Below are 20,578 nucleotides of genomic sequence, written 5' to 3'. Positions count from 1 at the left end.
CTCGGCTACATCGTGCACGGCATCAAGCGACGCTCGTCCTCATTCAACACCGGGCGCGTAGACCACCTCTATCAGGACCCGCATGTCGGCAACGTGCCGTTCCTGATGCACTATGGCGACATGACGGATTCGACCAATCTGATCCGCCTGGTGCAGCAGATCCGCCCCACCGAGATCTACAATCTCGCGGCCCAGAGCCACGTCGCGGTCAGCTTCGAGAGCCCGGAATACACCGCCAATGCCGACGCGGTCGGCGTGCTGCGCCTGCTGGAGGCGATCCGCATCCTCGGCATGGAGAAGGAGACGCGGTTCTACCAGGCCTCGACCTCCGAGCTCTACGGTCTCGTGCAGGAGATCCCGCAGAAGGAAACGACGCCGTTCTATCCGCGCTCGCCCTATGGCGTCGCAAAACTCTACGGCTACTGGATCACGGTGAACTACCGCGAAGCCTATGGCATGTTCGCCAGCAACGGCATCCTGTTCAACCACGAGAGCCCGATCCGCGGCGAGACCTTCGTCACCCGCAAGATCACCCGTGGCGTCGCCCGCATCGAGGTCGGGCTCGAGGATACGCTCTATCTCGGCAATCTCGAGGCCAAGCGCGACTGGGGCCATGCCCGGGATTACGTCGAGGGCATGCACAAGATCCTGCAGGCCGACAAGCCGGACGACTTCGTGCTCGCCACCGGCGAGATGCACTCGGTGCGCGAGATGGTCGAGCTCTCGTTCGCGCAAGTCGGCCGCCGCGTCGAATGGCGCGGCAAGGGCGTCGAGGAGACCGGCGTCGATGCCGCAAGCGGCAAGACGGTGGTGAAGATCGATCCAGCCTATTTCCGCCCCACCGAGGTTGATCTGCTCGTCGGCGACGCCAGCAAGGCGCGCCAGGTGCTGGGTTGGAAGCCGAAGCGGACGTTCACGGAGCTCGTCGCGGAGATGATGAGAAGTGATCTGGCGGACGCAAAGCGGGACGCAGGCAGTGGCAAACGTACCGTTTGAACTGAAGGGCAAGAGCGTCTACGTCGCCGGCCATCGCGGCATGGTCGGCAGCGCGATCGTGCGTCGGCTGGCGCGGGAGGATGTGCGGCTTCTCACGGCTGACCGGGGCATCGTCGATCTCTGCAGCCAGGCGGCGGTGTTTGACTGGTTTGCGAAGGCACGGCCGCAGGTCGTTTTTCTGGCTGCGGCCAAGGTCGGTGGTATCGTCGCCAACAACACGCTGCGCGCCGAGTTCATCTATGACAACATCGCGATCGCGTCGAACGTGATCCAGGCTGCGCATCTGAACGGCACCGAGAAGCTGATGTTCCTCGGATCCTCCTGCATCTATCCGAAGCTCGCGCCGCAGCCCCTGCGTGAGGATTCGGTGCTGACGGGTCCGCTGGAACCGACCAACGAGCCCTATGCGATCGCCAAGATTGCCGGCATCAAGATGGCGGAAGCCTATCGCAGTCAGTACGGCAGCGACTTTATCAGCGTGATGCCGACCAATCTCTACGGCCCCGGCGACAATTATCATCCTGAATTCAGCCATGTGGTGGCGGCTCTTATCCGCCGCTTTCACGAGGCCAAGGTCTCGGGCGCGAAAACCATGGTGGTGTGGGGCACCGGCACGCCGCGGCGCGAGTTCCTCTACGTCGACGACATGGCGGATGCCTGCGTGCACCTGATGAAGACCTATTCGAGTGCGGAACTGGTCAACATCGGCACCGGCAAGGACGTCACCATCGCCGAGTTCGCGCGCGTTGTCGCCGACATCGTCGGCTACAGCGGCGAGATTTCTTTCGATACATCGCGGCCCGACGGCACCCCGCGCAAGCTTCTCGATGTCAGTCGTCTCACAAATTTGGGCTGGTCGGCGCCGACCCGTCTGCAGGATGGCCTGAAACGCGCCTATGCAGCGTATCTTTCCCAGAGTACGGGTGACTCCTAGCTAGAGCCAAAGTCGGTATCACCCGTCAATTGTTCGCCTGAAATCGACTTCGACCTGATCTGGGTCCATCAAGAATCAGGCGGCCCCATGCCGACCAAGCTGATACACAAGAATTGCGGCGAAACGCTCCTTTATCACGAAGGGAGCGAGTAGGCTGACTAGCAGGACTCAAGATGCCTTCCAGCCAAGCGCGAGCAACTTTCTGGGCGAAACTGACAGGGGTTTGCCGATCCGCTGCCAGATTTCATTCTGGCCAACAGCTCTGAGTGATAATTCAATCCATCTTTCCGGAACGGGTATAAGCCAAGCTGGGCGGCCCATACTGCTTCGGTACCGTGCGATAAGTTCGGGAACGGTGAGAGGCGTGGGATCCGACACGATGAACGTTTCTCCGATAGCGCGAGAATCGGCTAGTACTATTGCAACGGCAGAACTGAAGTTTTCAATCGACAATATCGATCGTTTCGCCGTAAGGGCTCCAAACGGCAACGGTATTGGCAGCCGCGCTATCTTGTGGACGATTGCGAAATTGCCTTTTTCGCCATCGCCGTAAATCACGACAGGCCGAAGGATCGTGAATGGCGCTTTTGCTGCGCGAACGCTCTGCTCAGCAGCGAGCTTTGATCGCCCATAGCTATTGATCGGTCTCGGAACGCTATCTTCGGTTAACTCATGATCCGAGAATGAGCCGGACTGCGCAGCAATCGAAGAGACGAAAACCAGATGTTTGCCTCCGCGAGACGCGGCCTTCGCCAAGGCCTCTGTGGCTCGATAGTTCACGCGGCCATATGAGGCGTCGTCGGCGAATTTATGGGCGATCCCCGCAAGGTGAACGATAGCGTCGCATTGTTTCAGTAACGGATCCCAGTCGAACGGCGCGGATAAATCGGGCAGCTGAACCGATGCTATGCTCTCGCCTTCGAAAGCGAACTCTGTCCTAGACGCGGCCATCACCTTGTAACCCAGCGAAGCAAGGTAAGGTACGAGATGGCGTCCGATGAAGCCGTCAGCGCCGGTCACGAGCACGGTAATTCGGTCGTTCATAAGAGATACTTGGAGGCCAAGGGAGGTTTGCAGCAGACATCCGTAGTCGAGCTAATGCATGACGTTTTCCCCCGCGATTTGCAAGATATGAGCGAGCACCTCCAGGGGACTGCCTTTGAAAGGGCGCTCGCCCCTGCCTTGAATTTGGGAAGTTTTTTTCTTAAAAGAGAAGCCATTTTCTACTATAGAAAGTTCGCAGCGCCTCGGGTGCAAATTTCCGGTACTCTCGCGTGCAATTTGTGCCGAAATGGGTTCTGTCCCGTGAGCTCAGAGCTCGCCTGAGTCATGCCTCCTCATGGGATTTGTCGAGTCGAACGGCGTCCGTGTGTTCTGGTCGTTTCTGACGGTTAGCAACAGGAGGCGTGATCGTCGGAAGATCGGTGTCCCCTCCAGCGCAGGCTGATGAGCTTGATGCGTCCGGCAGTATTTTTTGATCGCGATGGCGTCCTCAACGAGGACGATGGCTATGCTTTTGATCCGGACAAGATCCGGTGGGTGGAAGGAGCCCAACAGGCGGTAAAGGCAGTCAATGACGCCGGTTATCTTGCGTTTGTCGTGACGAACCAGTCCGGAATCGCGAGGGGGTTTTATGAGGAACGGCATGTTCGCAATTTGCACGAATGGATGTCGCGTGAGCTTGCTAGAGTTGGTGCCCATATTGACGCGTTCGAATTTTGTCCCCACCATCCCGACGGCCTGATTGAGCGCTACCGTATCCTCTGCAACTGTCGTAAGCCGCAGCCGGGGATGATTAGAGCGCTGCTGGAGCGGCATGCGGTGGATATCGATGCTAGCTTCATGATCGGCGATAAGCAGAGCGACCTTGAAGCAGCGCAAGCGGCCGGCATAACTGCCCATCTGTTTGATGGATCAAACCTCCATGCGTTCGTTGCTCCGTTGTTGGCCGATCGGTCCTGTCCTGCGGATCAATCGCGGCCGCATTGCGGAGACGCGAGAACGGAAGAGTGAGGCCGTGGTCTTCGCGACCACACGACTGCTCGATTGCTAAGCAAGGAAATGTAGGAGACAAGTTGGCGTCACAGCGACAAATCGAAGCGAATCGCGCTGACGCAACGAAGAGTCCCGGCCCGTGAACAAGCGCTGGGAAAGCAGGTGTCGGTGTTTCTGCCAAGCCTGCGCCCAGGTAACAACCCGAACCTTGCCATCCGACCCCTTGATTTCCGTGTACCGGTTCGCAACCAAGAGTTCTGTGACTCGAACGACGTCACCCGCGCATCATTGACCGAGCCGGCGGCCTGTTCATTCAACACCACGGTTTTGCCGCCCCAAATAGCCACGGCTTCGCTACGTTAATTTTCTCGACATCGAAGCTCCCGCCACGGGGGCGCGTCTGGCGTATTCACGGCGCTCCTATCGCTTTGCGCTCCCTCCTGTGCTGTGGGCGGGGCGTAGGCCGACAGGTCGGTGTCGCCGTTTCCGATTCCGTCGGCGATGCGATCCTAGATCGGCGTCGTCGGAGCAGCGCGTCGTTGAAGTCCTGTCTTGGCGCGAACAGGCTTTGCGGCGGCCTCGGAGCGGCCACCGTTTGCAGTCTCAGTCATCTTGGAATCCACCTTCGCGCGACCGCCCCTTTTGGGGCGCCACTGGTGAGACAGTCGCGCTATAAGCAATAAACGATTCCGTAGAACCGTTTTCTGTCCCACCGTCCTCTAAGTATTTAATATGTTTAGGAGCCTAAAGTCCGCTAGGAAGCGCCGCGGCGCTGAGCACGCCAAAATCCATTCGTAAATTCAAACAATTATGATTCAGGCCGAACGTCTGATAGACATTTTGCTACGCGCTCTTTAGCGAACATTGTTCTCGCTGTGTTGCGTCTGTCCGAATCTTCGCTCGGAACCGTGGAATGGCTCCGAGGGTTTAGGCCCTCATGCCGAAAGAAATCACCAAAACGATCTGGTCCTTAGCTGCGGCATGCATGTTGGCTTTCAGTGTGGCCACACGCTATCACCGCATTAAGCGCTGAGCGGGTTGTTACTTTTTCAAGCACAGGCCAATGGTTGGCGAGGCCCCGCACTTCGCAACGTCAGCAGCACCGCCACTTGGGCAGAAGATAGAGACCAAAATTTCGCTCGTGTCGCAGTTGACGGCCCGTCAGCTTGCACAGCTCGTATATTCACCGGCGCAGGATCGCCTTTGTCCCCCTTCTCGCCCTTAGGCGCCGCGGGCCTTGCGCCCCGGCCAGCCCTTGAGGACCCGGCACACCTTGGATGCCTTGCGCCCCCTGCGGTCCGGCCGGACCTTGCGAGCCGGGTTCGCCTTTCGGCCTGGCTCCCTTCCACAACCCGCAAGCGCGAGTGCAGCAACGAGGTCACCCTGTGACCGACTGCATTCAATCGGTTGCAGCAAGGTGCCGCAATAGACGATGCTCGGGACATCGATAAGGACCGCAGTCGGCCATGGCAGGGGGAAAGGGGGCGACGTGGAACGTTCAATTTTGCAGCGAAGTTGACTGTCAGTTCCCCCGGAGTATGCGTATGCGTTCCTCGCCATCGATCGTGCCGGCCGATCGCCTCGACCGAGACATCTACCTGGTACTTGAGGATTTCGGCGCGCGTGCCGGCTGCGCCTGGCGTTGATCTCGGCGTAGCGCAGGTCGCCGACGATGCGCTGAGGTTCATGCTGTCGCTTGATGGCGGTCGCCATGATCTCGTCAAACGCGGCGTCCATGCCGTAGAGCTTGAGCTCGCCCATGAGGTGGAAGATTTGAGTTCGTTCCATCAGCTGGTCTGGAGCGATGCGCCTTCGAGTTTCCTTGATCGTCTTACCCTTGATGAAGTGCTCGCGCCGAGGGATCGTCTCCACGATCAGCATCCCGACCACCTGCTTCGTCCAAGCAGGCAGCGCAACTGCCCAATCTTAGAGGGGCAATTTTGGATGCCGATCCCCGGCTTAGGGGGCAATATTGCAAGTGGAATGTCATTGCTGATCTGTGCACAGCGCGACATCGACCCCTCTCGTTGAGACTGGCACCTCTTCCTGATCTGGTCTTGCCCAAAGCAACTAACGCTCGGTCGGTTGATCGCTGACCACGGAACAGAGCGCCTTCATCTCTCAAACCCGTCTACTGATTGCGTTCAAATAGGGCATCGAAAGCGCCCCTTGGCAGGGGACCCGGCGACCGGACCAACACAGCCTCCCCCGTTCGCCACCGCCACAACCAAAGGCGCTTTCCAGCCACTTCCCAACCCGGCCTGATAGTCAGCTTCCCGGGTTCCCAAGCCATGTTGTAATCGCCATCGAAGCTCAGGATTGTGATTGGTTGGCGAGCAATATTCGGAACGACGTCTTCCCAGAGGATCAACAGCGCCGTAGCGCTCCAAGGCGCGCCAAACACAGGGACGTTTCGTTCCATCGACGGAAGGTCGCCTAGCACCACATCGCCGGGTTCGAGTTTTCGCGGAAAGGACTGCTGCCCTATGGCATTGATGACCTCGCGCTGCCGCTCCCACGCGATAACCCAAGGGTCTGCCGCGCTCGGGAAGCTAAAAATGGTGGCAACGATTGCGATGAATAGTGTTGCAATTCCAATGATGCGTCCTTTCCGATCTTCCGCACTTGCTGAGACGACGAGGGAAAATCCAATCCCAATCCAGAACGTAAACATGACCGAGGTCTTGGACTGCTCGCCTGTGTCGGTGAAACCGTAGCCTGCGGCAGCATACAGCAGCGCCGAACCGCAAGAGCCGAGAACCGCAAGCGCGAATCCGGCGATAATGCGCCTGAGCTGCAAATATCCCTCTCGCCCGTCTCGCGCGGCGGCCCTGATCAAGCTTGCGACAACCAGCAGCACAGCGGCGAATAAGAACGGGCCAAGATACCTTATCTGTATCTCTATGAGGATTCGCAGGTTGTGTCCGAAAATCCAGAACGTGTTTGGAGTGTGGGATTTCGGCGTTGTTGTCGCAGTGTGGAAGACGCATGCGAGCTGAATCACAAGCAACACAAAAGCCAAGGCAAATAAGCGGCCTCTCGCATCCTTCCGTTCATAGACCGACAGCAGGATGGCTAACGCCACCGGCACAAATCCAAACCACGTCGATTGATAGGTCTCAATCGACACAATCCACAACAGCGTTGCAGCCACGAAACGAACCCAGCTTCCAAGCTCTACCCAGCGGACGAACTGGACCATGGAAGCACAAAAGGACAGAAGGGCGACATTTGTAAACGCTGCGGTCGCCCAGATGGTATAGCCCATTCCCCATGGAGCCGTAAGCCAGAGCACTGCCGCGCCGACCGCAAGCGCCGAACTTGATACATCAAACAATCGTTGAATCGACAACGTGAGCCAAAATATTGAGCTAGCGGTCGCGAGATTTATAATAACCTTGAGCCAATGGAACTCAGCCGGGCTGCCATTCCAGATGTGCAAAATGAGTTGCGATAATAGGAAATATCCGGGCCGATCGGGGTGATAATTCGAGTAGTCTCGCAATACGTACGGTCTCACAAAGAGCCACCAATCGTCGTGCTCAAATCCTAGCATGAAAGGTTGCCAAAGCTGGCTGCCTATGCCCGCGAGAACGAACAGCGCAACAATCACGATCGTAAAATCCATTTTATGAGCGAGCATCACTTTCCACTCGAAATTGAATCGCATAATCTTACCTCAACTTGAAAACGCTTGCTCAACTTTAACGGAACTCGGCGCTGATGGCGGAAGTTTCTGAGGCGCATGCGATCAGTCTATCTCAGCATGTGACTGCGCTACGCCAGGCATTTGGATCGTCGCGCTGGGCTGGCGAAATCGGCGTAACGCTGACCGAGGCATTTTACAGGTGGAAGTACGACACCCCTGCGGGGCAAGCAATCATCGCGTATGTCAGAAACGGGGCTCGGCCGGTTTCCGGCGTTTCGGCATTTCCGCTTATTTTTAATCTGCCCGGTCGCGGGCCAATAAAGGGATGGCAGATCGGCGACATCATGACCGCTCCGGAAATGCGAGGACGCGGTCTATATCGCGAATGTCTATCTGACATTGTCCAGCGATTGGACGATCAATTGTTGATCTGCTTTCCAAACGGTCAATCGCAACGGGCAATCGAGCAAGCTGGCTTCAGGGCCGTCGCAGAAGTTCAGACTTTTGTCAGACCAATTTTGCCCGTCATTGGCGGGCGGCTCTCCGAAGATCAGAACGAAATCAACTTTCTCGATCTTTCGGCAGTTGTTTCTAAGAACCCGCCATATTCGAGCGTGCACAGGGACGCAAAGTACTTGGCGTGGCGATATGAGCAGCACCCTGCGTTCAGCTATCAAGTGATCGGCGGGGGCGCCGAGGGTTTTGCAATCGTCCGGAGCTTCCGCTTGTTCGGCATGAACGTTGCCATTGTAATGGAGTTTCATTCGACCGAAGGTTTGGCGGCGCGCCTATTGCATAAGGTACAACGCTGGACCGGTAAAAACGGCATGGTTGCAGTCTTCCTGATGGCAAATTGGTTTCCGTTCAAGCCTCTTCGATCGGGGTATTTTTTCGTGCCGCCCTCTCTAATGCCTAAGCAGCAGGTCTTGTTTGTGCGATATCCTCGAGCTCAAACGGTGGATCTGCGCTGGCGCACCCAGATCGGCGACTGGGACGGTCTTTAAGGTTTGGTCCAGACTGACAAAGTAGCGAACGAAAGCGCGCGGCCCACGAGGTTGGTATAGAAGAGTTTATCAAACGCGTATGTGGCATCAACCAACCGCCGGCCCCCGACGTTGAGGCCTGGAAAGGCGTCGGGGTTATAGTAAAGCACGTAGGATACCAAGCCGGGATAAAGCACTTTCCGCGATTTCAGACCCGTAGCCTTGAACAGCTGTATTAGGGCGTGCACAGGAAATGCCTGCTCGGTCTCCTCGTCGAAAAGGGAATTCTTACGATAGATTTGTTCCCTTACTTTTCTGAAGATAGGATTGCCGTGCGTCGGCTCAAAGCTGACAAAAATCCCTCCTTGACGCAGCGTCGGGACCAAGTTTGCGACAATTTGCGCTGCATTGCTCGGCGTGTGATGGAGACCGCCGATGAGGATAATGACATCGAACGCATTATCGGGCGCACGGTACTTCGTCGCATCCGCTTGGGAAACATCAATGCCGGGCCGTTGCCTTCGGACTGTCTCAACGACCGCATCGCTGTAGTCAAAACCTTTGTAGGTCAGGTTCTTAGACAGATGATGGGATAAGATGTCGAGACCATCGCAGAATCCGCACATCGGTTCCAAAACGTCGATCTGCTTATCTCGGAAGTCCACAAGATCGGAGAACACGTCGTCCCATAAGCGATGTTTGAGATGCAGATGGTTGTCCCCACGGCGCGCAGATTGATAACGGCCGGCGATCGAATTGAAATGCTCCCTCTGACGCTCGACCAGGTCGTCACCGCGTTCCATCATTCGCCAGCCTGTGCATTCATGTTGGTTGCCGATACCACGAAACCCGGTCGTTTGCGGCTTTCTCGAAGAATCCGTCCGATATATTCCCCGACGACCCCCATTACCAAGAGCTGGAGCCCACCGATAAAGCACACCACAACAACAACCGAGGCCCAGCCCGGAACCACCTGTCCATAAACGAAATAGATGTGCACCGCATATAGCATGTATAGCGCCGCCAATCCTGAAATCATCGCTGACAGTAGTGTAGCGATCCGTAATGGACGAATGCTGTTTGAAACCACGCCAGATATGGCAAAGGATATCATCTTACGTAGCGAATATTTGGTATCACCAAACCGGCGGCGGTCTGGCATGTACTCGATATTGCACGACTTGAATCCGACCCAAGGAATGATTCCGCGTAGAAAGAAGTCAGTCTCCGATAGTGACTTCACTACGTCGACGACTTTTCGATCAAGCAAGCGAAAGTCAGCACTTCCCGGGTCAATATATACGTCGGACAACCCGTTAATTACCAAATAAAACAGATCGGAGGTGAAACGTTTGAATATTGGCAAGTCGTCGGACTGCTTTCTCTTGGTCAGAACGACCTCATATCCCTCTTGCCATTTTTTGATCATGTCCGGAACAAGTCGCACCGGATGCTGCAAATCGGCATCCATCGAAACTACGCAATCGCCGGTGCTGTAGAAAAGGCCCGCACGCAATGCAGCCTGATGGCCAAAGTTTCGCGACAAACGAATATACTTGATTCGGTGGTCCTGCTTTGCAGCATCGAGCAAGACGGCGAAAGTGCCGTCGGTGCTTCCGTCGTCGACGCACACGATCTGGAGCCGTGCCAGCGGAGTAATTGTGGCGCAAAGCTCGCGAAGCAAGATCGGTAAATTCTCGGCCTCGTTATGCGCTGGAATGACGATAGAGACTATAGGTCGGGGCGGTTCATCGCTCGTCATTGGCAATCTAGCCTCGCGCTTAAAAAGATCCTGTTTATAGCTGACCTTCAATAGCACAACCAGGGGATTAGCCGCCTCGAGCGACTAAATTTCCTGAGGCACGCAATTGGTTCACTTTGCACACTTCCTTGCTCATACGTCACCAACTGTCAATCGGCTTGCAGATTTGACCCCTCATCGGCGTCCAATTTTGACCCCGTCGGGCGGCGAGGTTTGGCGGTATCGCTCGTCTCGTCGGAGCTGGCCGGGATAGCGGAGGCGAGACGAGCGCGGATGGTATGATCTTCGTCTCGGCTTTTGAATCGCCAGCTGTCGTTGCCGGTATCGACAATGTCACAGTGGCAGGGCGGCCGATGGAGCAGCGCGGTGGTCATCTTGGCATCGCCGAACACGCTCAGGCATTCGCCGAAGGCGAGAGTGGTGGTGACGATGACGGAGGTGCGTTCGTAGAGGCGGCTGACGAGATGGAACAGAAGTGGCCGCCGGACTGGGCGAAGGGCAGATATCCGAGTTTGTCCAGGACGATGAAGTCCATCCGGGTCAGATGGTCTGCAAGCCGGGCCTGCCGTCCGCTGCGGGTCTCGGTCTCGAGGCGGTTGACGAGGTCGATCACCTTATAGAAGCGGCCACGGGCACCTGATCTGATGCAGCTCCTGGCAATTGCGATGGCCAGATAGGTCTTGCCGGTGCCCGTGCCGCCGACCAGGACGACGTTGTGCTGCTGAGCGATGAAGCCACCGCCGGCAAGATCGGTGACGACCGTTTGGTTGATTGGCGTGCCTTCGAATTGGATGGCGGCGATATCCTTGGCAAGCGGCAGCTTGGCAATGGTGAGCTGGTACTTGATCGACCGGGCCTGCTTCTCGTTGATCTCGGCGTTGCGCAGGTCGCCGACGATGCGCTGAGGTCATGCTGTCGCTTGATGGTGTTCGCCATGACCTCGTCAAACGCGGCCTTCATGCCGTAGAGCTTGAGCTCGCCCATGAGGTCGAAGATTTGAGTTCGTTCCATCAGCAGGTCCTCCGGAGGTTGTCGTAACGGGCACAATCGGCGATCGGCGCATGACGGAGCGTCAGTGCGGCCGGCGTCATGATGTTTGCGGTGGAGCGGGTTCGCATTGCGGGGCCAGGATGTTGAGCGCGACGTCGGCGGACCCTGACCGCTTCGGCACAGGCGGCTTCCACCGCCGGCAGACCGACCGTCAGCCCGCATTGGGGATGTCGACCTCGATTGCCATCGTCTGTGCTGATCAGCCTGAGCCGGATCCGCTCGATCGCTGCTAGGAGTCCCAGTCCTTGAAGGAGCGCCATTGCGCAAGGCGCCGGGTTTGCGAGCCAGCACCGGCACATATTGCCAGGGATCGTAGGTCGTCTCGCCACGGCAGCCAAAGGATCGCGGATGCTCAGCAACAATGCTTCCATCCTGGCGGATCACGATTCGATCGGCATAACCCTGGGCCTCGACCGGGCGCCCGACCGCGCTGGCTGCGACTGAGTATTTGTTGTTGTCGAAGCGTACCAGGCAGGTCTTCGAGACCGACGCCGTCAGCGCATGGAAGCCGTCAAACCTGCCGGCATAGGGAACGAGCTTGGGACGCTCGGCTTCGAACACCTCCCAGATCGTCTGCTCCGCCAATTCCGGATGGGGATGCGCCTTCGCGCAAGCGATGCACTTGTCGAGCAGCCAGGCATTTGGCTCGTCCAGGTGCTTGAACCTCAGCCGTGGTGTGAAGAAGCGTTCCCTGACCAGCCCGATCTGGTTCTTGACGTGGCCCATCTCCCAGCCCGACGCCGGCATGCAGGCGACCGGATCGACCAGGTAATGGCTGCACATCTGCATGAAGCGGCGATCGTAAAGCCGCCCTTTGCCGAAGAAGATGGTCTCAACCGCGGTCTTCATGTTGTCGTGGATGCCGCGACTGCAGGTGCCCTTGAACAGGGCGAACGCCCGGTCATGGGCGTGAAGACTATCTGCGTCTCCCGCGGATAGGCCCGCACGAACAGCATGCGGCTGTGGCAGAGCCGGACCTGGGCGACCACCTGCTTCGTCCAAAGCAGCAGCAGTACCAGCCCAACCTTTGGGGGGCAATTTTGGACGCCGATCCCCGGCTTAGGGGGGCAATAGCAAGCCTAATGACAGCTGTCTGGTGGCCAGGCTATACAGAGGCTCAAATTTGGTTGCATCGAAAAAACCGAAAATTGAACTTGCGCCGTCGGGCAAAACAGTAGTTTATAGGGTGCTGGTCCAGCCGCAAATGGAGCCCAGCCAATGGCCGAGGAATGCAAGGCTTTGTCCGATCTGCCGGAAGTAGCCAAGCTTAACGGAGAATTTCGAAGGAACTACGGGAGGCTTCTTGGAGCTTTCTTGTATCTGCGCTCGGTCAGCGCGGCTCGCGGGCGGTCCTGGTTTTGGACCGCTCTGCTTTCAGCGGTTTGCTCTGCAGCATTGGCGTGGCTGGGAAAGCATGGCGTGTCGTCATGAGTCTGAGGTGAGAGGCTGATAGAGCTTGGTCGTGCCCACACGATTCCGATCGCGGCACTGAGGGCGGTGCAACTCAAGCTTTAGTCGCTTATCTCCCACGTCGGCGCGGAGTGGCGCTCGAATGTGCTGAGGATAAGCTTCGAAAACCCGGCTAAACCACACCGCCAAAGTCAATCCCTTCCTTGGCAAGCTCCTCGGCCGCCTCAGCGGAGGCGGCGGGCTTCGTTTCAAGGTAGGGATGCTCAGAGGCCGGCAGGATGGTGCGGATGTTCTTGCCATCCGCCCGCGTGATGCGGGCAACCCAACCTCTTGGGCCGTGCTCAACTCGCTCGATGTGGTACTGCTTGTACGTAATCATGACTCTCAAAAGCAACTGACGCTGACGCAGATCCTGTCTACTATCTATAGGAGTCCGCGCCGCCGCACAACCAATGTTAAAGCCCAGTTAACGTCCGCGGTCGAACTGATCGGTCAAAGTTCATCGAAAAACCCGCCGGCTTGGGGGCGGCGGGCGTTAACTGAGATGGCGATCATCAGTGGTCGCCTGCCGACCATAGAGTGGGAACTCGCCGGCGTTCACGGGGACCCTTGCCGTTTGGTAGCTCGTTCATGCACGTCGACCCGGTCATCATACAGCCACGGCAACTTCCACCCTTTCACCTCTGGCGTGATCGTTGTCGGCGGAGGTTTGGCCTCGAGGCCGCTTAATACTTGCGCGGCGCGTATCGAAGCTGCACAGCAAAAAAATCGCGAAGGCTAGTCGCGATCGCGGCAACGGAAACGTCATGTGCAGCTCCAATTCAGGATCAGAGATTCGCTCGAAGATGTGAGCCGCAATGCTCTCTGATTCCTGGATGGTGAGCGACTGAATGCCGATCGACGCGAGTTCGTCTCTGAGGATCTTTGCAACCATCGATCTGCCGCCCATCACATCAGGTCCTAAAGCGGCTATCAAAGCCCACCCGGAGGACTAGCAAATCCAGATGCAGCTCACCAGAGCCGGCCGTGGCCTCAGCCAGTTTTGGATCGTACCGTTTTCTGTCGGCCGGTGGGCGCTGGCCTGGTTTGGGAGGTAGCTCGCGCTCCTACAAGGCGCCGAGTGATCGCTCGAACAAGGCCGTTGACCGTTTTGAAACGCAGAATTCCCCTCCGCATTCGCACTGCTTCCGAGAAGCGGATGGTACGCTTTACTTTGCCATCGGTCGGCAACAGTACGTAGTCCAGGATTGTCTTGTTGTGCTCGGCGAGCCGGATGGCAGCAATCCAGCCGTGAGGAAGGCAGGCCTCGCGCTCGATGCTCCAGTGCGGTGCATGCGTTGACTTTTGGCCAGGGGTCCAACGAGCAGCCCTTACCGAAAGACACGCCGTTCCATTCACGCGGATACAGTTGCTCCAGCCGCCGGAATCTATGCGTCCGCCCGCCGCTTTGATCGCGGTCGCAGCCTGTTCGACGAGCTTCGATCTTAGTTCGGACCAAACCGGACGCGAGTCGAGGAATTCATAATTTCGCTTCGGGATGTAACCAAGCAACCGATATAGATTTCGAAAATTGCCGAAGTGGGTTTGGCAGGTCGCAGAGCAGGGCAGTCCCGGAGTCCGATCGATAATAGCGGGCGTCAAGCGCCCTTCCTTGAGAAGAGTTTTGCGGAGCCGCACGAGCATTTCCTCTTCGGAAAGGTCAACGCGCCGCTCTTCTATGATTTTCCTAACTCTGAAGAAGACCTCGCAGTCAATGATGGGCTCGATGCAGCCCTCGCATCTGATCCATTTCTCAGGGGGATTCCTCACCGCGGCCTGTCGGAGCTTTTGGGACTTCCGATTGAAGATAAGGTTGCCGATATAGCTCTCGTTTCTGAGAACAGTGCCAACCGCGGCGCGGGTCCATGGCATGCCCGTACTCGAGACAAGTCCTTTTTGGTTGAGCTCCCAAGCGATCACCGTCTCCGACTTAATCTCTAAGAACCTTTTGAATATCCACTTCACAACCGCGATTTCCATGGGGTCGCCCGGTCTAATGCGGATGTGGTCGGTCAGAAGGTACTTCCGCTCGCCTTTTTTCATCACTCGTCTCGTCTGCATATTTTCGTCGACGAGCTCCCGCTTGAGCGCATAACCAGCACCTCCGCAGGGTTTGTAGCCGAGCCGCGCAAAGCGGCATTGACCGGCGTAGACCTTCGCGGACAGCTCGCGGCTGTACTCGGCGGCCATCACGCGCTTGATGTTCTTGACGATGCTCGCGAGCATGCTCCCATCGTTCTCGAATTGCTCAGCGCAATAGGAGACTTGAATGCCAGCTCGCCGACAAATGAACTCATAATGCGCGCTTTCGTCAACGTCCTGGAAACGGCCCCATCGGCTTACGTCATAAACTAGGAGATGACCAAAATCGGCTTGGTTGCTCTGGACATCCTCGAGCAATTGCACGAGCCCGATCCTGTTCTTCAGGAGCAACCCGCTTTCGCCCTCGTCCTTATAGGTTCGAACCAGCGTTAGATTGTGGGCGTGGGCATAGGCGGCAATGACGGCAGCCTGATTTTGAATCGAGTACTGCTGCCGATCAGTGGACATGCGGACATATTGCGCTGCCCGCGCGCTGAGGAGCGATTTTGTCAGATGGACTTTGTGAACGATGAGCGCATTACTCATCTTCACCTCATCGGGACGCGAGCCACCAACACATAGAACAGCTTGAGCTGTCGCTCTTCAAGGATCAAACTCTTACGGTATGCATTGGATTGCTGCGCTTGCGAATGGCATTCGTGGCTCTGGACCGCCTGATCAACCGGTCAAGACACAGCCGGTCCGCCTCGCAATGCCAATGCGCAATGCGCGGCGTTTCCTGAACTGCTTACTTCTGCCCCGTTTCAGTGGCGTTGACGATCTAGGCCGTGGACTCATTAGCGCCGAGCCATAGCCTGATGGACGCGAGTTGGACGAAAGCGAGGTAATTGGCGGCAAGTTTGTCGTAGCGCGTCGCTACCCGACGACATTGCTTGATCCTGTTGAAGAACCGCTCAATTCGATTGCGAGCGCGATATAGGTACGGGCTGAAGCAGATCGGGCCGCTGCGATTGCTTTTTGGTGGGATGTTCGCCCATGCGCCTTTCTTATTCGCAAGTTCTCTTATCCAATCGGCGTCGTAACCACGGTCCGCCAGCAGCATCGATCCAGGTTTCATACGAGACAGGAGTTTTCCAGCGAGCCGATTGTCGTGGGCTTCGCCAGGCGTCAGTGCAAGTCGGACAGGCAGGCCGTTTGTATCCACGACTGCATGGATCTTGCTCGTCAATCCGCCCCGTGAGCGTCCCATGCATTGTCTTTTATTCCGGTTGATGCAGGCTCCATGTTGATGCACGCGGACAATCGACGTGTCGATCATTTGCACAGCAACATCATGGGCGGCTGCCAAGGCCTTCATAATCGCCGCCCACACACCTGCTCGTCGCCAGCGAACGAAGCGATTGTAGCAAGTCGTGTACGGCCCGAAGGCCTCTGGTAGATCGCGCCATGGCGCCCCAGATCTTAATACCCAGAAGATGCCGTTGAGTACACGGCGGTCATTCACCCGCGGTACCCCCCGCGCGGCTTGTTCGGCAACATTGGCCTTATGGCAGACCACTCTCTGTCGGTGAGTGCGTAGCGCATGATTCGAGCTCCCAGTTTGGGAGTTTGAATCACACCGGGGAGCACGAGCTCAATGAACTTCCAGTCTAGGCGTTTGGACAGCATCCGCCTGACAGCAGAGCTATTATGTTTGAGTTTTACGGAGTTTGAGCCTTAGCGCGCGGACACATCAGTTGGGATTGGCAAGACGCTTGGAACCGCCGCTTCGTGGTGGTATTGTCCCACATCATCGGCCGAGGCCCCGCCCGTAGGCGTCGATGGCAGAGAGACTGTCTGTGCTCCCGCCTGCAAAGCAGGGAGCGCGGCAATGCCGATCCGGCGTCCTATCCATCCGCTAATGTCTGATGCTGCACACGTCGAAATGGCGCGTGACGCCATTAGCAAGGCGCGTGATGTGCTGAAGCAGTCTGAACTCGATACCTTCCTCGGTCGCAAGACCTACAAACCCTTTCCGAAAGAAAACACGAAAAGTAACATAGATGATGGCGACGGAGTTTCCCCGCCGGCATCCTCGCGGGATGGATGATCCGCTGCTCGCGCGTGCCCGGTTGGCGATTGAAGAGAGCCAAGCGCTCCAAACGACGAGACGCGCCTTGCGGGCACAACAACTGCATTGTCGCGAAGCACTTCGCCTGTCCGTGTTGGAAAGCGCGATGTATCTGACGGAATGCAAGGCATACCGGGAAGATCGGGAATAGATGGATTACTCAGCGAACGCAAAGCGCTACCGAGACCAAGCCGAAGAACTGCGAGCTAAGAGTGATTTGATGAAAGACCCGGAGACGAGCGCTCAATACCTCCGGATGGCGGAGGCCTATGACACGCTCGCGGACGGCCAAGACGACTTGGCCCGGAACATGAGAGTCAAAAAGGACGGACCATAGTCCTAAATTGGGAACGCCGCCTGCTTCTGTGAATTGGCGCCAATGGACAATTACCGCCAACTCCAACGCACTTGCGAACAGCAGGCCGCGCTTGCAGCCTCCCCGGAGGCGCGGCTCGCGCTGAAGGAAATGGCGGAAGAGTACCGCCAGATGGCGGATTGCCAAGAGCGCCAGCACCCGAAAACCACAACGGAACCCGGTGGATCAAGCTGAGTTAATGTTCCCGACGCGCTCCGGGAGAGGCCGATGTTGCCGAGCGAGCGGGAATGGTTTCAAAGATTTGTCGAGATACGTCTAGAACGCGAGCGCTTGAAGCAGGCGGTGACGCGCGAGATGCTGCTTCGCTCGTACGAAGCACTTGAGCGCTCACGGAAGCTGCTTCAACAACCTGTCCCCACAGCTTGGCCTTCAGAGCAACCCAAAGAGTAAGGCAATTGCGGTGTGCGGCCTCCTCCATTCCGGTACACTCCGATTGTCGCCGCTGGCGGACCGGTTTCTCTATAGGAACTGGATCTTGCTTGTGACGTTTTGGGAGTCGTTCAACGACTCAAGGAGTGCGCCGTGCCAGAGCGCCGCAGAGTTAAGCAAACGAGCTCTCTTGAAGCTCGCCTTGCCGAAGCAGCCAGGCGCCTCCGCGAAGAGGCCGAACTCCTCCCCCACGGACCTGTACGCGATGAAGCGCTCCGCAAGGCTCGCCAGGCCGAGAGCGGCTCGCACATAAGCGAGTGGCTGGATTCGCGCGGGCTCAAACCGCTGGACTAGGAACCTCGGCAGAGTGGAGAGATTTAAAAGCCACCATCAGCAACGCGTGTTCTTGCAGGCGCTGGTGGCTGAGAGATGCGAGCGCTCCCGCCTCAATATGAGAGCGCCTCATGCCCATTTTCTATTTCGACCTGAGAGACGGCGACGCCATTAGCGTCGATGAGGTCGGCATGCGGCTACCGGGTTTGGCGCCGGCCAGGGACTTGGCGATGCAAGTGCTCAACAGCTTCGCAACACAAGCTGAGGGGAACCCCCAGAAGTCGTACCTCTGCGAAATGATTATTGAGGTTCGCGACGAAAAGGGAAACGTCAGCGAGGTAACGCGGAGAAGGCCGACTCGGCACTGAGCCGGCTCCGTGGTAGGCCGTCTCCTTCTCCGACGTCAACTCTTGTGAAGAGGTTTTCTGATGCTGCCCCGCATGGGCGCGCCGGTGTTCGGCGGCTGGCGTCCGAAGCCTAAAACCGCGCTTGAAGCGGGGCGAGCGGTATCAGGCGCCAGCCGCTTAATGGTACACAGCCTAGCGAGATAGGATCCGTCTGCTCGGCACTAAGCTACTTCTTCTTTGCAGGCCCGAAATCAGGCTGCCAAGCCGCTTCCTTGCGGCTCGGCGCTGCGGCGATCACTTTGGCCTTGTCCTTTTTCGGTTTCTTGGCTTCGCGATTGCCGCGTTGCTGTCCCTTCGCCATGTCGCGCTCCTTTGGTGGTTTGAGTTCGTCGAGTTCATCCGACTGCAGCACGCGGCCCCGCGGAGTGCAGACCCTGACGTCCATGTAGCCTTCACGCAGAAATCTTCTGGCGAGCCGTAGCGCGACCGAGGCACTGCCACGCCCGAGATTGGAGCCGCCGTATTCGTTGGTTCCACTGACCAGATACGGCACTCGGGTGGACCTAGCCATTGAGGACGGCGGCTCCGCACACGAGAAGCAGTAGAAACAAGGGAACGATCACCGGCGGCACGATCCATTCCGAAAAGCGAAAACGCTGCATCGAACGCTCCTGCGAAGCCTTCGGCGGGAGCACACGTGACCCTCAGTCACCGGTCGAAGCCGTTGAGAAGTGCGGTGATGACAGCGACCCTACGCCCCCGCTGAGCCTTTAGCGAGCGCTAAATGCGTTGCAGGTCGGTCGCGTCGTGAGGAGGTCGTTTACCGCGGGATGAGGATAGTGCTGGCTATTGGCGGGCCATCGGAGCATGGTCGTCCCGGTCGGCTTCGATCGGACTTCACTGCGAAGGGCAAGCGTGCATGACTATCTGCTCGCGGCAAGACCATCGCGTTCGGGCATTCTTTCCGCATCCGCGGCATCGAATGGCTTGTGTCCGCAGGGCCCAACCGGGATGCGGGTGTCACCAATGACTGACCACACTGTCGATCTCGACAAGCATCGCGGCATGGCCGCGCAGAAAGCGACCGATTTGCGCCGAGCGCTGGCCGAGGTCGAGAACAATATGCGCGAGCTGCGTGAGCGCGAGGCCGATCTGGAGAACCGCCTGTTGACAGTGGCGGCCGCGTCATGGCCCGAGGCCGCAGCCAAAGCGCGGTATCTCCTCAACCTCTATGCTGCAAGCCTGTCCTCCGAGGACACGCGCCACCGCGCGCTAGTGGCAGCACTGTTCGACGATTTCGCCCGGTTGTCGGGGGAGGAGTGAGGCGAACGAGCGCTGCCTGCATCGCGACCCGTGCCATTCGGCGCGACGAGAAGCTGCGCCGTCGCGGGAGGTGATTTGAGCGCGCGATAATGCCGACACACGATCAACCTAACGGAGTAAGCCATGACACTAACCAGCGGCCGCTTCATCGGCCACGAATACGACCGGATGATTGTTCGGTTCTCGATGCACGATGGAGCCAAAGAGGTTCCCTGCGCGATCTCGACCTCGGCGATGGACCATCTCGAGGGCGGGCCGCAAGTCAGACCCGAGCAGCGCGAAGCCCAGTTCACCCGCCTGCGGGATCGTATCGAGGCATGTGCCGCAAGCAAATATCGCGCGACGGAGTTCGAAGGCACGCCACCGGGCATCGTGCTGCGAGGCATCGATTTCAGGTCGTAGGAACGCGTGCTTTGACCTCCGGCAAGGGCGGCTTGCGCTCGAAAGGCTTCTTTTTCGGCGGCGCGGGCAGCAGTCCTTCTCTAATCGCCTGCTTGCGGGCGAGCTTGCGCGCTCGGCGAATAGCTTCGGATTTCTCGCGGGTCTTTCTCTCCGACGGCTTTTCGTAGGAGCGTCGCTGCTTCATCTCCCGGAACACGCCCTCGCGTTGCATCTTCTTCTTGAGAACACGAAGGGCCTGCTCAACATTGTTGTCTCTGACGAGTACCTGCAATTGATCGTCCTCGCTCTTGGCTGCCATGGGGCAGTTCCTGCAGGCAGCCAAATGCGCAGGAGCTTCATTGCGAGTTTGAGAATAGCGGCGGCGACATTCGTCGCGGAGGTGACATGCTGATCTGCTTGCAGCAGCGATGCAGCCTGGTGACATCAACGTGCCCACGCTCGTTGACCACTGTCAATC

General features: G+C 57.7%; 19 protein-coding genes and 3 pseudogenes. 9 read left to right on the top strand and 13 right to left on the bottom strand.

Annotated features, from left to right (window positions below; translation table 11 throughout):
• Positions 1 to 996, top strand: a 996-nt coding sequence (gene gmd / locus A5906_RS37430; RefSeq protein WP_080140110.1) for a GDP-mannose 4,6-dehydratase, incomplete at its 5' end; no start/stop codon positions are given.
• Entirely contained in the window at positions 977 to 1,930 is a 954-nt protein-coding gene (fcl, locus tag A5906_RS37425; RefSeq protein WP_080140109.1) for a GDP-L-fucose synthase, read from the top strand. The genes gmd and fcl, both read left to right, overlap by 20 nt.
• Positions 1,931 to 2,098: 168 nt before the next feature.
• On the opposite strand, the gene A5906_RS37420 is transcribed toward fcl, so the two are convergent.
• A complete protein-coding gene (locus A5906_RS37420; RefSeq protein ID WP_080140108.1) occupies positions 2,099 to 2,974 on the bottom strand; it encodes an NAD-dependent epimerase/dehydratase family protein in 876 nt (291 codons plus the stop codon).
• Between the two features lie 408 nt (positions 2,975 to 3,382).
• On the opposite strand from A5906_RS37420, the gene A5906_RS37415 reads away from it, so the two are divergent.
• Positions 3,383 to 3,943, top strand: coding sequence for a D-glycero-alpha-D-manno-heptose-1,7-bisphosphate 7-phosphatase (locus tag A5906_RS37415; RefSeq protein ID WP_080140129.1), 561 nt, complete (start codon positions 3,383 to 3,385; stop codon positions 3,941 to 3,943).
• Between the two features lie 1,599 nt (positions 3,944 to 5,542).
• On the opposite strand, the pseudogene A5906_RS42230 reads toward A5906_RS37415, so the two are convergent.
• Together A5906_RS42230 and A5906_RS37405 are read right to left on the bottom strand one after the other, a co-directional pair.
• Positions 5,543 to 5,713, bottom strand: a pseudogene (locus A5906_RS42230) (IS21-like element helper ATPase IstB); the annotation flags it as partial.
• Positions 5,714 to 6,056: 343 nt separating this feature from the next.
• Positions 6,057 to 7,595, bottom strand: coding sequence for a hypothetical protein (locus tag A5906_RS37405; protein WP_080140106.1), 1,539 nt, complete (start codon positions 7,593 to 7,595; stop codon positions 6,057 to 6,059).
• 53 nt (positions 7,596 to 7,648) lie between these two features.
• Between A5906_RS37405 and A5906_RS37400 the strand changes: the two genes are divergently transcribed.
• Complete coding sequence (locus A5906_RS37400) at positions 7,649 to 8,578, top strand: GNAT family N-acetyltransferase (RefSeq protein ID WP_080140105.1); 930 nt, start codon at positions 7,649 to 7,651, stop codon at positions 8,576 to 8,578.
• Here A5906_RS37400 and A5906_RS37395 read toward each other — a convergent pair.
• The 8 genes and pseudogenes from A5906_RS37395 to A5906_RS37355 all read right to left on the bottom strand — a co-directional run bounded on the left by A5906_RS37395 (position 8,575) and on the right by A5906_RS37355 (position 16,445).
• Positions 8,575 to 9,363: a class I SAM-dependent methyltransferase gene (locus A5906_RS37395; protein ID WP_080140104.1), complete on the bottom strand. Its 789-nt coding sequence runs from the start codon at positions 9,361 to 9,363 to the stop codon at positions 8,575 to 8,577. The genes A5906_RS37400 and A5906_RS37395 overlap by 4 nt on opposite strands.
• Entirely contained in the window at positions 9,360 to 10,370 is a 1,011-nt protein-coding gene (locus tag A5906_RS37390) for a glycosyltransferase family 2 protein (RefSeq protein ID WP_136615765.1), read from the bottom strand. Before A5906_RS37390 ends, A5906_RS37395 begins: the two co-directional genes overlap by 4 nt.
• 239 nt (positions 10,371 to 10,609) lie before the next feature.
• Positions 10,610 to 11,330: pseudogene (gene istB, locus A5906_RS37385) on the bottom strand (IS21-like element helper ATPase IstB); the annotation flags it as partial.
• Positions 11,263 to 12,355: pseudogene (locus tag A5906_RS37380) on the bottom strand (Mu transposase domain-containing protein); the annotation flags it as partial. The pseudogenes A5906_RS37380 and istB, both read right to left, overlap by 68 nt.
• Before the next feature lie 596 nt (positions 12,356 to 12,951).
• A complete protein-coding gene (locus tag A5906_RS37370) occupies positions 12,952 to 13,158 on the bottom strand; it encodes a hypothetical protein (RefSeq protein WP_080140101.1) in 207 nt (68 codons plus the stop codon).
• 270 nt (positions 13,159 to 13,428) lie between these two features.
• Entirely contained in the window at positions 13,429 to 13,713 is a 285-nt protein-coding gene (locus A5906_RS37365; RefSeq protein ID WP_167523591.1) for a hypothetical protein, read from the bottom strand.
• Positions 13,714 to 13,811: 98 nt separating this feature from the next.
• Positions 13,812 to 15,446 carry a recombinase family protein gene (locus A5906_RS37360; protein WP_080140099.1) on the bottom strand — a complete coding sequence of 545 codons (1,635 nt, stop codon included), beginning with the start codon at positions 15,444 to 15,446 and terminating at the stop codon, positions 13,812 to 13,814.
• A gap of 235 nt (positions 15,447 to 15,681) precedes the next feature.
• A protein-coding gene (locus tag A5906_RS37355) for an IS5 family transposase (RefSeq protein WP_167523602.1) occupies positions 15,682 to 16,445 on the bottom strand; the annotation gives its coding sequence in 2 pieces (ribosomal slippage) (positions 15,682 to 16,383 and positions 16,386 to 16,445; 762 coding nt in all).
• Positions 16,446 to 16,731: 286 nt separating this feature from the next.
• Between A5906_RS37355 and A5906_RS42225 the strand changes: the two genes are divergently transcribed.
• The 3 genes from A5906_RS42225 (at position 16,732) to A5906_RS37335 (ending at position 18,417) form a co-directional block, all read left to right on the top strand.
• Positions 16,732 to 16,950, top strand: a complete 219-nt coding sequence (locus tag A5906_RS42225; RefSeq protein WP_136615764.1) for a hypothetical protein — start codon at positions 16,732 to 16,734, stop codon at positions 16,948 to 16,950.
• Between the two features lie 400 nt (positions 16,951 to 17,350).
• Positions 17,351 to 17,521, top strand: coding sequence for a hypothetical protein (locus tag A5906_RS42785; protein WP_161495484.1), 171 nt, complete (start codon positions 17,351 to 17,353; stop codon positions 17,519 to 17,521).
• A gap of 659 nt (positions 17,522 to 18,180) precedes the next feature.
• Positions 18,181 to 18,417 carry a DUF6894 family protein gene (locus A5906_RS37335; protein WP_080140097.1) on the top strand — a complete coding sequence of 79 codons (237 nt, stop codon included), beginning with the start codon at positions 18,181 to 18,183 and terminating at the stop codon, positions 18,415 to 18,417.
• Positions 18,418 to 18,622: 205 nt separating this feature from the next.
• Here the strand turns inward: A5906_RS37335 and A5906_RS43400 are convergent, their stop codons facing one another.
• Positions 18,623 to 18,949 (bottom strand): hypothetical protein, encoded by a 327-nt coding sequence (locus tag A5906_RS43400; RefSeq protein WP_080140096.1) that lies wholly within the window; start codon positions 18,947 to 18,949, stop codon positions 18,623 to 18,625.
• 473 nt (positions 18,950 to 19,422) lie between these two features.
• On the opposite strand from A5906_RS43400, the gene A5906_RS37325 reads away from it, so the two are divergent.
• The gene (locus A5906_RS37325; RefSeq protein ID WP_080140095.1) at positions 19,423 to 19,719 is read left to right on the top strand and encodes a hypothetical protein; all 297 of its coding nucleotides are present in this window, start codon (positions 19,423 to 19,425) and stop codon (positions 19,717 to 19,719) included.
• A gap of 123 nt (positions 19,720 to 19,842) precedes the next feature.
• Positions 19,843 to 20,121: a DUF1488 family protein gene (locus A5906_RS37320; RefSeq protein WP_080140094.1), complete on the top strand. Its 279-nt coding sequence runs from the start codon at positions 19,843 to 19,845 to the stop codon at positions 20,119 to 20,121.
• Here the strand turns inward: A5906_RS37320 and rpsU are convergent.
• The gene (gene rpsU, locus A5906_RS37315) at positions 20,111 to 20,392 is read right to left on the bottom strand and encodes a 30S ribosomal protein S21 (protein WP_080140126.1); all 282 of its coding nucleotides are present in this window, start codon (positions 20,390 to 20,392) and stop codon (positions 20,111 to 20,113) included. The genes A5906_RS37320 and rpsU overlap by 11 nt on opposite strands.
• Positions 20,393 to 20,578 lie beyond the last annotated feature (186 nt).

The organism is Bradyrhizobium sacchari, from assembly GCF_002068095.1.
GTDB lineage: Bacteria > Pseudomonadota > Alphaproteobacteria > Rhizobiales > Xanthobacteraceae > Bradyrhizobium > Bradyrhizobium sacchari.
The sequence above is the reverse complement of the archived record's forward strand: the minus strand, read 5'-3'. Positions and strand labels throughout refer to the sequence as shown.